Below are 13741 nucleotides of genomic sequence, written 5' to 3'. Positions count from 1 at the left end.
ACTACGTTGCCTTACTCGAAGAATGACCCAACTGCTGAAGCAGCGATTGACCCGCAGAGAGTGTGTGTAGGGGTACCGCTAAGCTTCTAGCCATATCAGTAATGAACTGCTGATGGCGTAGGTATTGTTGTTCCAGACTGTCGCGGGTTTTTCTTGAAGAGAAATCTAACCACGCGGTTTGTTCGTTGTCAGCTACCAATTCGTGTCCCCGAAACGAGGTATGGCCTTGTTCCAGCGGGTCATAAATGCGCACAAAGCGGATTCGGTTGTGTTGGCGTAACTGGCTCAGCCTGCGTTTATCTGCCATCGTCAGCGAATAAAAATCACTGATCATGGCGATGTCACTGCCTTTTGGACACAGGTGGTGCAAATGCCTTAATGCGGCCTGCCAGCTTTCCTGAGTCGCGCCAGCATCTTCTGCGTTGAGCATTTCCTCATGCGCTTCCATCACGGCGTGCATGATACGAAGTGGTCCTTGTTGGCGAGCGGTAGGCTTGCATTCACGCACTTTAAGGCCGTTATAAATCACAGCACCGATGCGGTCTTGCTGGCTAACGGTCAACCAACTGATGAGGCTGGCAATGTGCGCCGCTTGCACCGACTTGAGCAACAGTTGCGAACCAAACTTCATGCTGCTGCTTAAGTCGATAAACAGCATCACAGGTTGCTCGCGTTCTTCAGTAAACAGCTTGGTGTGCGTCTTACCCGTTCTAGCGGTCACGCGCCAATCAATGGCACGAATATCATCGCCTGGTTGATAAGGGCGAACCTCAGAGAAGTTCATACCTCGACCTTTATGACGGCTGCTGTGCTGGCCGCTAAGCTGAGACCAAATGCTCAGCGCGGGTGGCAACCAGCGGACAGATTGCTTCTGATAATGCAGCAGTTCAGCCAGACACACATTGACGCCATCACTGTGTGGAGGCAGAGCAGCGGCGGTGTCTGTCAGGGTCATACGCTAGCAACCTGCTCAATCAGGTGTGTAACCACACTGTCTGCGCCATTGCCTTCGGCTTGTGCTTCGTAGCTCAGCAGCAGACGGTGACGTAGCACGGGGTAAGCCATCGCTTGCACGTCTTCAGGGGTCACAAAGTCACGCCCCGCTAACCAAGCGTGCGCACGGGCGCAACGGTCTAGGGCCAGTGTTGCACGAGGTGACACGCCCATTTGTAGCCACGAAGCCAGTTTGTCGCTGTAGGCTGCTGGCTCACGGGTCGCCATGATCAGGCGAATGATGTACTTCTCAACGTCTTCTGCCATGTGAATATTCAGCACAGCTTTACGTGCTTCGAAGATACTTTCTTGCTGAATATGAACAGGTTCTTGTTTCTCAATGCCTTGCGCTTCACCGCGGTTCAAACGCAGGATTTCAAGCTCAGCATTGGCGTCAGGGTAGTTCACGTTCAGTTGCAACAAGAAACGGTCAAGCTGCGCTTCTGGCAACGGGTATGTGCCTTCTTGCTCAATCGGGTTCTGGGTTGCCATGACAAGGAATAACTCAGGCAACGCATAGGTTTGACGACCTGCGGTGATTTGCTTTTCTGCCATGGCTTCAAGCATGGCAGCTTGCACTTTTGCTGGCGCGCGGTTGATTTCATCAGCCAGCACTAGCGAATTAAAAATCGGTCCCGGTTGGAAGGTGAATTCTGCGGTTTCTGGGCGGAAAATATCTGTACCAGTCAGGTCAGCGGGTAGCAAATCCGGTGTGAACTGAATACGGTGGAAATCGCCTTCAATGCAATCAGACAACATTTTAACAGCACGGGTTTTTGCAAGTCCCGGTGGACCTTGTACCAGAATGTGCCCATCCGCGAGCAGGGCAATGAGAAGTTGTTTAACGAGCTCTGGTTGACCGACTACCTGACTTTGCAGGTACGTGTTAAGGCGTTGGAATGTATCCGATAACATGAGAGTTTGTCCTAGGTATAACAAAACTAATGATAATTGACTCAGTTCAGACCTGCTTAATCTAAGGAGGTTCATTGCTGAGTTCATTATCAGTAGATAGTGGCTAGTGGACTCACTTTCAAGTCTGTCAATTAAGTGGGACAGTTGAGGCTAAATTTCCGTCACATCAATCACATGGTGGTGTATGGTCGCCGTGACGCATTCCCGCCATCGCCTGTTCCATTTCTTCGTCAGTCAGCCATTGTGGCGGTAATGGCTTCACAATTAAGCGATAGTCGTCAACGGCTTGGGATAACGGCTCGTCCTCAGTTTGGGGCGAGATGATGGCAATATTCAAATCAGGGTTAAGAAGGTGAATACGACGGGCAATGCCCAGCCCGTTTTCGACATGAAACGCCCCAGCAATGTGCATTACTTTGTCATTGGGGTGTTGCTTGAGAAAATCCACAATGCTTTCTGCCATGGTGTCGTCCCACGCAAGCTGCGCGAGGTACTGGTTTTCCGTTTTGGCTTCATCACCATGGAACATAGCCGCGAAGAACTTTTCTTTGTAGGGAGATTCGTCGTCATGCAAGGTGGCAGCAACGAACTGCCTTTTGTCTTCAGGGAGACGGTCGAGATAGTCTTTACCTTCTGCCGCGATGCAACGCACTGTGTCTGCGGGCGCGTTGGAAGCGATGATGGGCAGCCCATTTTCTTTCGCGAACTCCACCAGTGGGCGATAGCTGCTGTTGTAATTTGACCAACGGTGGGTTTGGCTGAGCAGGCTATTTTCACCAATGTCACCTGCGAGGTATTGGTTAATCACAGCTTGGTCTGGGCGTGCGAATTGTTCCATAGAAAGAGCCATATTCGGCGTAATGGACGCCAACTCTGCAAGCAGTGCTGCCTGAAACAGGTGGACGCCAGAATGAGAATGCCATTCGCCGACAAGAATGACATCTGCGCTTTCTAACGCAGTAGCGAGCTTTTCGAGTGAGTAGGGTTCACCCGAAGCGGATTCAATGCGGTAATCGTAAAGTGTGCCCGTTAACGCGGGGGAGGATGAATAGCTAGCCGTTTGGCTGCAACCTGCCAGCGTTAGGCAAAGCAGGGAAGAAACAAACAAAGAGCGCATCAGTGTAACCATCCTTTATACAAAGGGTCAGATACGCTCCATTATGGTAGAACGGATTACTTATGCAATCTTGCGGTAAACCCTTAGCGTGAAATCCGCTTCACATTCAAACTGTTCTGCGTCTTTCAGTGTTTGCCACAGGCTTTCTGGCGCACGCCACGCAAACGGCGTCATTTGCAGCAGGGTAGTGGCATCGGCACTGTTCAGCGTCATCGGGTACGCCACCGTTTGTTCGGTTTCGAGTTCAAAGCCCGGCAACGCTTCTACAGGCACATCGTGCAGGCGCACTTCGTCGTAGATACCGGCTTTCAGTTGGTATAGGTGACGAGGTCCTGGCGTTACAGTGACAACCACGCCGCTGTCTTTGACTGTGCGTGCCAGCTCATCACCGTTGCATGGCGCATAGATGCGCACAACGCCGTCTAACTGGTTATCGGCAAATGGTAGACGCTGGCTCGATGCAACGAGAAAATCCACATTGGTGTAACGCTTTGCCGCGTAGCGGATCATCACTTTCGAAATATCGAGACCAAAGACCTTGGCTTGTGGCATTTCATCGGCGAAGTAGCTGGTGTAGTAGCCTTCACCACAACCGATATCTAATAGCTGACCGTCGGTTTTTTCAGCCAGAAGATTCTTCAACAGATCGCTGACGGCATCGCGCATAGGCTGGTAGTGGCTACCATCCAAAAACTGGCGACGTGCCTGCATCATTTCCTTGTTATCGCCCGGATCCTTTGAACGCTTGTGTTGAACAGGCAGCAGGTTTACATAGCCCTCTTTTGCCAGATCGAACTGGTGGTTGCTGGCACATTTGTAGGTGCGAGCAGAAAGAGAAAGTGGCTCCTGACAGAGCGGGCAAAGGTATGACATAGCGATATTTCGGATAGTGGCGGTTATTGAGCGCAAAGGATACGGTGGTAGAGCGATGTCATCAAGCAAAGAGGGAAATAAAAACACCCGCCAGAGCGGGTGTTTTGTCGTATTCGCTGGTGCGAATTACTTGTTCTTACGATTCGCCGCCCAAACGTACAGCAGGTCAGTTGCGATGGTCGCTGCTGCTAATGAGGTCAGGTCTGCGTGGTCGTAGGCCGGTGCCACTTCTACCACGTCCATACCAATCAGGTTGATGCCTTGCAGCGCACGGATCACTTTCAGGATCTTGTCGGTGCTCAGGCCACCACATACTGGGGTACCTGTGCCCGGTGCATAAGCTGGGTCAAGACAGTCGATGTCGAACGTCAGGTAAACCGGACGGTCGCCAACGCGGGTTTTGATCGCATCTACGATTTGCTTAACAGACCAATCGTTCGCAGTGGCTGCATCAACCACTTGGAAGCCAAGCTTGTCGCTGTGCTCAGTACGAATACCGATTTGGATTGACGCGTGTGGGTCAATCAGGCCCTCTTTCGGCGCGGTGTAGAACATGGTGCCGTGGTCGAATTCGCTACCCTGATCGTAAGTGTCAGTGTGTGCATCGAAGTGAACCAGTGCCATTTCGCCGAACTGTTTTGCGTGAGCACGCAGGAGTGGCAGGGTGACGAAGTGGTCACCACCGAATGTCAGCAAGGTTTTGCCTTCCGTCAGCAGGCTGGTGGCATGTGCTTCCAAACGTTCGCTCATGTTTGCTGCGTCACCACAATTAAACACCAGATCGCCACAGTCAGCGATTTTGATTTCGTCAGTCAGTGAGAAATCCCACGGCCATTTTTTACCTTCCCACGCAAGGTTGGTAGAAGCCTGACGGATAGCACCCGGGCCCATGCGAGCACCTGAACGACCAGTGGTCGCCATATCAAAAGGGACACCAGTGATAACGATGTCAGCGTCACAACCTTGTGGTGCGAAAACCAAAGGCTGGCGAAGGAAACCGAACGCATTTGCGTACAGTGAGTAGTCTGGGTAGTTGGCCAACGTTGCCATAATAAAAATCCTTACTGAGGCCGCCAGCGCAAGCTAGCGGCCAGACATAATTACGCGTGACGAATATCTTCGAGGTAGGTGTAGCCGTTCAAGCCTTCTGCCATTTCCGCCAGAATCGATTCGTGTTCTTCTTCTGGCAGGTGCTCTTTCACCATCTCTTCATATTGCTCAAGGAACTGGCTTGGGTCTTGGTGAACGTAACGAAGCACATCACCGACGCTGTCGCCGTGATCAATACGCTCGATGTCATAACCGCCATTGTCGTTACCGCGAACGACAGCGACATCGGTGTCACCGAACAGGTTATGCATGTTGCCAAGAATCTCTTGGTATGCGCCCATCAAGAAAAAGCCAATACGGTATGGGTCTTCTTCTTTCCAAGTCGGTACCGCGAGGGTACTTTCAATGCCCTGACCTTCCACGTATTGCTCGACAGCACCGTCAGAGTCACAGGTGATATCTAGCAGTACAGCCCGACTTTCTGGTGCTTTATCCAGCTTCGATAGCGGAAGAACCGGGAAGACTTGCTCAATACCCCACGCATCAGGCAATGACTGAAACAGGGAGAAATTCACAAAGAACTTGTCGGCAAGGCGGCTGTTAAGCTCGTCGAGCACTGGGCGATGTGCGCGGTTCTTATGCGACATCTGGCGTGACAGTTCATAGCAAATACGCAGACTGATTTGTTCTGCCCACGCGCGTTCTGCGAAATTCACCAGTCCCATGGAAAACTGCATGTGTACTTCGGCCAGATCGTTTTGGTTGTCGTGATAGATCTCGACCAGAGAACGAAGATCTGACGACTGGCTTAAATCCTTAAAAGAACGCCACATGTTGTGCAGAATTTGCGCGGCTTCTTCGGCTGGCGCGAACACTTCTTCACGTTGATAGCTTTCTACGCCCATTACGTCTGTGACCAGCACAGCATGGTGCGCCGTCAGGTTACGGCCTGATTCTGAGATGATGCGTGGCATTTTGATGTCGAATTCTTTACACACGTCACCAATCACGTAAACCACGTTGTTTGCGTACTCTCGCTGGCTGTAGTTCATCGAGCAGCTGCTTTGACTACGGGTACCTTCGTAGTCAATGGCCAGACCGCCACCTACGTCAACCGTGGTGATGCCAGCGCCCATTTGGTGCAGCTCAGCATAGACGCGTGCGGCTTCGTTAACGCCAGAACGCACATCGCGAATGTTGGCGATTTGAGAGCCGAGATGGAAGTGCAGGAGTTGTAGCGTGTCCAGCATGTCCAGATCGCGCAGACGATTCACAACTGTCATGACCTGAGAGGCCGACAAACCAAACTTGGACTTCTCGCCACCGCTTGCTTGCCACTTACCTTTGCCCTGAGAGGCAAGGCGAGCACGAAGACCCAGACGAGGCTTCACGCCAAGTGCTTTGGCTTCTTTTAGTACAGTGTCTAGCTCAGAAAGCTTTTCCAACACAATGTACACTTCATGGCCGAGTTTCTCGCCGATCAGTGCCAGACGGATATATTCACGGTCTTTGTAGCCGTTACAAACGATGACCGAGCTTGCCTGTTGTGCCATGGCGAGCACTGCCATCAGTTCTGGCTTGCTGCCCGCTTCCAGACCCAGTTGGCGTTGTTGACGCGCATACTGACTCTTCAAAATTTCGCTCACAACCGCTTGTTGCTGATTTACTTTTATTGGGTAAACCAACAGGTATTCGCCGTTGTAGCCGTAATCCGCAATCGCTTCGTTAAAGTGTGCGCACAGGCTGTCTACGCGGTGGTGCAGGATCTCAGGGAAACGCACCAAAACAGGTAGAGAAGCCCCTTTCGCGATAAGCTCATCTGCCAGTGACGATAGGGCAATGGTGTTGTCCGGTTGGTTTACGTTCGGTCGAACAACCACTTCACCTTGTGGGTTAATATCGAAATAACCTTGGCCCCAATATGGCGTGTTGTAGACATCGCGGGCGTCATTTATAGACCAATCACTCATGTTTGTTCCTCATCGGTGATTGGGTACGAGTAAAGGCCAGTGACGGCAGACTGTGTGAGTCCGTCACCGGTGGCTCGTACCAGAAAAAGAAGGTTAACGCTGGCAGACCTTATTCAGGCATCTGAAGCGACAAATCAAGAAGCACGGCGTCCGCGCTACGTGTTCGCTTTAACGATGCCCTTTTCCTGCGAACAGGTGTCGACAGGGATTGGGGTTTGTTTTGCGGATGGAGATTAACTGCGGTGTCGCAAAGGGTTTTCAGGTCGGGTGCCTGAATATCGTTGTTTGCGATAGATTTCATTGCCATTCCTAAAAAGGCCGCGTGACGTAATTACGCGGTATGACAGAGAAAAACGGCTCATCATAGAAGCAAAAGTATGGTTTGTTTCATTGCTCTACAAGCCCGTATACACCTCGATGAGTTGACTCTCAGTTAGTCGGGTGCGGGGCGATTAGACAATCGTTTTGACTTGGGTGCAAATTAATATTTTTTCTGGTGACGATAAAAAACATTGTGCAATCCGGGAGGGATAAGTAGGGTCTGGCTTTGGCCTGTTTGTTCTGCCGTTTACGTATTGAATGCGTGAAAAATTTCGTCATTCTTAGAAACAAAAAAGCCGCATTTACATGCGGCTTTTTTGCAAATTCAATACGGTTTATGCATTGATGATCTGACAAATTTCAGTACCACATAAGTGGTATTGGCGAGGGCAATTGCGCCATGTTTTTAGCATACGCTGATACTTTTCTAGCATTGGCGTTTGGCTATTGAAATGGTGCTGTGACTTTTCAAACTGTGGGTATAAGCCTTCGCTCTCTGTTAGGAAACGTACGTAGTGCATAAGGTGCGCTTCAGTGGCAGCGTCAAAGCCCCAAAACTGAAGGCGACGTGCATCAACATCACATTCACAACGCGAGTGGTCTTCAAGCATACGGTGTGATTCCTGAAGTGCGTGGTACATCTCCATGAAATCGACAACCTGACGACAGAGATCTTCAGGTAGGTCGCCAAAATCTTTATCCAGCTCTCGCATCTGTAACGCGTAACCACGTTCTACAATGGTTTGTAGGCGACGGTACTTTTCCGCGTTTTGCGGATCCATCTGAGACATTAGCGTGTACTGGTTAGAAAGAATCAGTCGTTGAGCAGCGGTCATTTCCATAATTATGGCCTCAAAAGTAAAAAATCCTTTATCCAAACAGGCGGTTAGTTGTTAATTTTAGTGAGCGAGTTTGGCAATTTATGTGCTACAGATTAGCAGCTCATTTAGGCTGATTTTTTGATCTCACAACGGGAAAACTGTGCATTTTTGGCCTTAATTTTCTAAATTGCTACAAAGTGTAAAAAACGAGGAATAAGCGAGCAGGGATGGTTTATTGGCAAGCGTTAGGATGGGGGGGATTTGTCCTTGCTCTTTGGCTGAGTCGTTCGGGCATTGGATGGCAAAAGTTTCGGAGCGACAAGGGTTATCAACATTTTGTCTTAGCAAGTGCATTGATCTTGTTTTGCCTTTGGGCTCTGAAAGCAGGGATCAGTGAGGGATTAGATATTCACTTTCTGGGTATGACGGTGCTGACGCTCTGCCATGGCCCAAGAATCGCTATTTGGATTAGTACACTTCCTTTAGCACTCATGGTTAGTTTTGGGCTGTTACCATTGGCTGATGTTGGTTTGTATGCCGCAACAACGGCAGTAGTTCCTGCCCTGATCAGCTATGCAATCTTCTGGCTGTCCTATCAATACCTTTCTCGGCACTTGTTCATCTATATCTTTATCGCTGGATTTTTAAATGCGGCCTTTACCATCGTGCTTCATTTGTGTGTGGTTTCGGCTGGCTATTGGATTTCTGGGCTCCACAGTTGGGATACGATTATCAACAACTATCTGATGCTCGCGTTACTCATTTGGTTCCCAGAAGGGCTGCTGAACGGTATGGCCGTGTCCATGATGTCGGTATACCGTCCCCATTGGATGAGGACATTTTATGACAGAGAGTATTTGTCACCAGATAGGTAATCAGGACTCAGCAGTTCCGCCCCTCATGCTCATGTTAAAAGTATAAAAAAAACCAGCGCGAGGCCGGCTTTTTCAATGTTTGATTAGTACACCACTTTGTGGCCGTACTCTTCCAGAATGCCTTTCAGCATTTCCATGGTTTCTTTCTTCGGTGGGCTGACATCTTTCAGTTCATATTCGTAGCCCAATGCTTCCCACTTGTGCGCACCAAGCTGGTGGTATGGCAGCATTTCGATCTTTTCGATGTTATCCATGTCTTTGATGAATTCACCCAAACGGCGTGCTGAGTCTTCATCGTCAGTGTAGCCAGGCACAACCACATAACGGATCCAAGTTTTTTGTCCGCGCTTATGCAGGTAGCGCGCGAAATCCAGTACGCGTTTGTTAGGCACACCAATCAGGTTTTGGTGAATTTCGTCATTGATTTGCTTCAGATCTAGCATAACTAGGTCTGATGCATCCAGAACTTCATCGATGATGTCTGTGTGTTTACGGATATAACCATTGGTATCTAAGCAGGTGTGAATGCCTTCCGCTTGTGCTGCGCGGAAGAAATCGCGAACAAACTCAGGTTGAAGCATGGCTTCACCACCGGATGCTGTTACACCGCCACCAGAGGCTTTGATGAAATGGCGATAGGTCACCACTTCTTTCATGATTTCGTCTACAGAGACTTCGCGCCCGTCATCGAGATCCCATGTATCGCGGTTGTGGCAGTACTTACAGCGCATCAGACAGCCTTGCATAAACACAATAAAGCGAATGCCAGGACCATCTACGGTTCCACAAGATTCAAATGAGTGGATACGGCCAATAACCGACATGAGGTTCTCCAATAAACTACTGTAAAAAGTAAGGTGTTATTTTATTACAGAATCGCTACTACCTAAAGCGGAACTCGACATAGCGGGCGGTAAACTCGTCGCATAGAAAAGGGTTTATGGCAAAGAGGAGGTGAATCAAGCGCAGTTCAAGGAGAACTGCGCGCAATTTATGAGCAGGATTAAATGGTGCTGACCAGAGGTGGGCAAAGTGAGCGACTTTCTATGACGGAATTCCAAAGTGGTTTCCACTGATCAATGCTTTCAGGCGGCATCGGCTTAGCAATGAAGAAACCTTGGCCATAGTCACACCCCATGTCGCGTAACGCATGCCATACCTCAATACATTCAATACCTTCAGCGACAGAGGCAATATCGATACGATTGGCCACCAAGACGCTTGCTTCAACCAACGCTAAAGAGGTTCGACTGCTCAGCATAGGCAGTACGCAACCCAGTCCTACTTTTACGGAATCTAGGGGTAAAAACTCAACTTGCTGGAGTGTGGCATAGCCAGAGCCAAAGTCATCAATCGCCAGTCTGAACCCGTTTAACAGAAGCCTTGATGCGGCTTCTTGCAGTTGTCCTAACTGTTCGAAGTGTTCGGGTTCATTGAGCTCAAAATAGATGCGTTGATTCAGATCTGGGCTGTGCTTTGTTTTTTCCAACAAACGGTCAATGAAGTTGAAAGCGATAAGGTTGTCGACGGAGATATTCACCCCGACCGGATGGTTTTCTAGCGTTGATTGATGCTCAATAACCGCATCGATAACCTTGAAGGTAAGTTCGGCCTCAAGCCCAAGTGAAATGAGCTGGGGTAAGAATGCGTGAGGCGTTAACACGCCGCGGGTTGGATGGCGCAAACGTTGTAATGCTTCACAGGCGATCCATTTACCATCATTCAAACGCACGATGGGTTGAAACCAGGTTTCAAATAACCCGGCATTCCACGCTTCCAATATCTCTGATTCATGCAGAGGAACCAGATCGGCTGGGAAGTTGGTATCGTGCTCGATTGCTAGATTCAAGTAATACTTGAGTAATGGAATAGAGGCAGGTTTCGGCAGGGTTCCAAGCACATTGAGATGAAAACTCTCACACATGTTTTTGACCGTATCGAGCAGCTTGGGTGACGCAGCACTGGTGATCACTATACAGCCATTGAAACCGTGCTCAGCGGCATTACTGAGTAGCTTAATACCATCAATGTCGGGTAAATCGAGGTCGCAGAAAATCAAGTCAGGCTTGTGTTCGAGGATTTTTTCAGCGGCGGTGTATCCGTCGGGTGCAATGATGAGGGCATCATTGCCAGAAATCAGTTGTTTCAGTTGCCCAGCGATAAGGTCACGCTGGAAGGGGTGGTCTTCTACGAGCAAAATGTTCATGTTTCCCCACTGATGGTTATCCATGTGTCTGTCAAAGAGGCTGTTTTAGCAATCACTTACGTTGAGTATGGAAGGTAATTGAAGGAACGTCTACAGAACGAAATGCGGTTAAGGTGGTTTAGGTGTGTAAAAATGCAGGCATAAAAAAACACCTCCACGAGGGAGGTGTTTTTTGATTCATTGAATGCTCAGATTACAGAGATTCAGTGAAAGTACGTGCGATAACGTCTTTCTGCTGTTCAGCAGTCAGAGAGTTAAAGCGAACAGCGTAACCTGATACACGGATAGTCAGCTGAGGGTACTTCTCTGGGTTCTTAACTGCGTCTTCCAGAGTTTCACGGTTCAGAACGTTAACGTTCAGGTGCTGACCGCCTTCGATACCAGACTCGTGGTGGAAGTAACCATCCATCAGACCAGCAAGGTTAGCTTTCTGAGTGTCAGTGTCTTTACCCAGTGCGTTAGGTACGATAGAGAAGGTGTAAGAGATACCGTCTTTCGCGTGAGCGAATGGCAGTTTACCTACAGAAGTCAGAGATGCTACTGCACCTTTCTCATCGCGACCGTGCATTGGGTTTGCGCCTGGTGCGAATGGTGCACCTGCACGACGACCGTCAGGCGTGTTACCTGTCTTCTTACCGTATACAACGTTAGAAGTGATGGTCAGGATTGACTGAGTTGGAACCGCGTTGCGGTAAGTTTTCAGTTTACGAATCTTGTTCATAAACTTCTCAACCATTTCACAAGCCAGATCATCAACGCGGTTGTCGTTGTTACCGAATTTCGGATAGTCGCCTTCGATTTCGAAGTCGATAGCAATGCCGTCTTCGTCACGAACTGGTTTCACTTTCGCGTACTTGATAGCAGACAGTGAGTCAGCTGCTACAGACAGACCTGCGATACCACACGCCATAGTACGGTATACGTCGCGATCCATCAGAGCCATCAGAGATGCTTCGTAGCTGTACTTGTCGTGAGAGTAGTGAATCGCGTTCAGCGCGGTCACGTACTGAGTTGCCAGCCAATCCATGAAGCTGTCTAGACCAGCCCAAACTTTATCAAAGTCTAGGTACTCGTCCATCATTGGAGCTTGTTTAGGACCAACTTGCAGTTTCAGTTTCTCATCCACACCGCCGTTGATTACATACAGCAGAGTTTTAGCAAGGTTTGCACGTGCGCCGAAGAACTGCATGTGCTTACCAATAACCTGTGGAGATACACAACAAGCGATAGCGTAGTCATCGTTGTCGAAATCTGGACGCATCAGGTCATCGTTTTCGTACTGGATAGAAGAAGTATCGATAGATACTTTCGCACAGAAACGCTTGAAGCCGTCAGGCAGTTGCTCAGACCACAGAACAGTGATGTTTGGCTCTGGGCTTGGACCCATGGTGTACAGAGTGTTCAGGAAGCGGAAGTTAGTACGGCTTACCAGAGTACGACCGTCACAACCCATACCACCCATTGACTCGGTTGCCCAGATTGGGTCACCAGAGAACAGCTCATCGTACTCAGGAGTACGCAGGAAGCGAACCATACGCAGCTTCATTACGAAGTGGTCGATGATTTCTTGTGCGTCAACTTCAGTGATTTTGCCAGAAGCAATGTCACGCTCGATGTACACGTCAAGGAACGTAGAAGTACGACCCAGTGACATTGCTGCACCGTTTTGAGACTTAACAGCAGCCAGGTAGCCGAAGTACAGCCATTGAACAGCTTCTTGTGCGTCAGTTGCAGGACCAGAAATGTCGTAGCCGTATTTCGCAGCCATTTCTTTAATCTGGTTCAGAGCACGGTATTGCTCTTGGATTTCTTCACGAAGCTGCATAGTCATTTGCAGATCGTCGCCAGCTTCCAGTTTCGCTTGCAGCGAGTGGAATTGCTTCGCTTTGTCTTTCAGCAGGAAGTCGATACCGTACAGTGCTACGCGGCGGTAGTCACCGATGATACGACCACGGCCGTATGCGTCAGGCAGACCAGTCAGAACACCAGACTTACGGCAGTTCATGATATCTGGAGTGTAGATATCAAATACGCCTTGGTTGTGAGTCTTACGGTATTCTGAGTAAATTTTAGAAACCATTGGGTCTAGCTCGCGATTGTACGCTTTGCAAGAACCCTCGATCATACGTACACCACCGTTAGGGATCAGTGCACGCTTCAGTGGCGCTTCAGTTTGCAGACCAACAATCTTTTCCAGATCTTTGTTGATGTAACCAGCGTCATGAGCAGTAATGGTAGAGATAACAGAAGTGTCGAAGTCTACAGGCGCGTGAGTAGAGTTCTCAAGCTTGATGCCTTCCATGACTTTTTCCCAAAGCTTGTTAGTCGCTTCAGTACCTTCAGTAACCATGAAAGATTCATCACCCTCGTAAGGAGTGTAGTTCTTCTGAATGAAGTCACGAACGTCGACTTCTTTCTGCCATTCGCCTTCAGCGAACCCTTCCCATGCTTTAGCAAATTGCTCAGACATGATGTACCTACCTTTTTAGTAGAAGAAAACAAGTACTTAGCAGCATAAAACCACTCCACTGCGTAACACAGCGGACAGTACGCGAATTAAAAAACGGTAAAAGCAATAACGCTAATTCGAAACGTGCTTG

12 protein-coding genes are annotated in these 13741 nt (G+C 49.2%); 1 reads left to right on the top strand and 11 read right to left on the bottom strand.

The window, feature by feature from the left end:
• Position 1: 1 nt before the first annotated feature.
• The 8 genes from LRP49_RS09450 to LRP49_RS09415 form a co-directional block, all read right to left on the bottom strand.
• Complete coding sequence (locus LRP49_RS09450) at positions 2-955, bottom strand: DUF58 domain-containing protein (RefSeq protein ID WP_274141856.1); 954 nt, start codon at positions 953-955, stop codon at positions 2-4.
• The gene (locus LRP49_RS09445) at positions 952-1908 is read right to left on the bottom strand and encodes an AAA family ATPase (protein WP_274141854.1); all 957 of its coding nucleotides are present in this window, start codon (positions 1906-1908) and stop codon (positions 952-954) included. The genes LRP49_RS09450 and LRP49_RS09445 overlap by 4 nt, the downstream gene beginning before the upstream one ends.
• Positions 1909-2074: 166 nt before the next feature.
• The gene (locus LRP49_RS09440; protein WP_274141853.1) at positions 2075-3025 is read right to left on the bottom strand and encodes a ChaN family lipoprotein; all 951 of its coding nucleotides are present in this window, start codon (positions 3023-3025) and stop codon (positions 2075-2077) included.
• A 60-nt stretch (positions 3026-3085) separates the two neighbouring features.
• Positions 3086-3898 carry a 23S rRNA (guanine(745)-N(1))-methyltransferase gene (gene rlmA / locus LRP49_RS09435; RefSeq protein ID WP_274141851.1) on the bottom strand — a complete coding sequence of 271 codons (813 nt, stop codon included), beginning with the start codon at positions 3896-3898 and terminating at the stop codon, positions 3086-3088.
• 126 nt (positions 3899-4024) lie between these two features.
• Positions 4025-4948 (bottom strand): agmatinase, encoded by a 924-nt coding sequence (gene speB / locus LRP49_RS09430; RefSeq protein ID WP_274141850.1) that lies wholly within the window; start codon positions 4946-4948, stop codon positions 4025-4027.
• 50 nt (positions 4949-4998) lie between these two features.
• The gene (gene speA / locus LRP49_RS09425; RefSeq protein ID WP_274141849.1) at positions 4999-6918 is read right to left on the bottom strand and encodes a biosynthetic arginine decarboxylase; all 1920 of its coding nucleotides are present in this window, start codon (positions 6916-6918) and stop codon (positions 4999-5001) included.
• Positions 6919-7027: 109 nt separating this feature from the next.
• The gene (locus LRP49_RS09420; protein ID WP_274141848.1) at positions 7028-7219 is read right to left on the bottom strand and encodes a hypothetical protein; all 192 of its coding nucleotides are present in this window, start codon (positions 7217-7219) and stop codon (positions 7028-7030) included.
• 355 nt (positions 7220-7574) lie between these two features.
• Positions 7575-8081 (bottom strand): YfbU family protein, encoded by a 507-nt coding sequence (locus LRP49_RS09415; protein WP_274141847.1) that lies wholly within the window; start codon positions 8079-8081, stop codon positions 7575-7577.
• Positions 8082-8287: 206 nt separating this feature from the next.
• Between LRP49_RS09415 and LRP49_RS09410 the strand changes: the two genes are divergently transcribed.
• On the top strand, positions 8288-8935 hold the full coding sequence (locus LRP49_RS09410; RefSeq protein WP_274141845.1) for an energy-coupling factor ABC transporter permease: 648 nt from the start codon (positions 8288-8290) through the stop codon (positions 8933-8935).
• 83 nt (positions 8936-9018) lie between these two features.
• Here the strand turns inward: LRP49_RS09410 and pflA are convergent, their stop codons facing one another.
• From pflA to pflB, 3 genes are all read right to left on the bottom strand, one after another.
• Positions 9019-9759 carry a pyruvate formate lyase 1-activating protein gene (gene pflA, locus LRP49_RS09405; protein ID WP_274141844.1) on the bottom strand — a complete coding sequence of 247 codons (741 nt, stop codon included), beginning with the start codon at positions 9757-9759 and terminating at the stop codon, positions 9019-9021.
• Between the two features lie 179 nt (positions 9760-9938).
• Complete coding sequence (locus tag LRP49_RS09400; RefSeq protein WP_274141843.1) at positions 9939-11141, bottom strand: EAL domain-containing response regulator; 1203 nt, start codon at positions 11139-11141, stop codon at positions 9939-9941.
• 193 nt (positions 11142-11334) lie between these two features.
• The gene (pflB, locus tag LRP49_RS09395; RefSeq protein ID WP_274141842.1) at positions 11335-13611 is read right to left on the bottom strand and encodes a formate C-acetyltransferase; all 2277 of its coding nucleotides are present in this window, start codon (positions 13609-13611) and stop codon (positions 11335-11337) included.
• Positions 13612-13741: the final 130 nt, after the last annotated feature.

The organism is Enterovibrio qingdaonensis, from assembly GCF_028683135.1.
Lineage (GTDB): Bacteria > Pseudomonadota > Gammaproteobacteria > Enterobacterales > Vibrionaceae > Enterovibrio > Enterovibrio qingdaonensis.
This window is presented reverse-complemented; position numbering and strand designations above follow the sequence as displayed.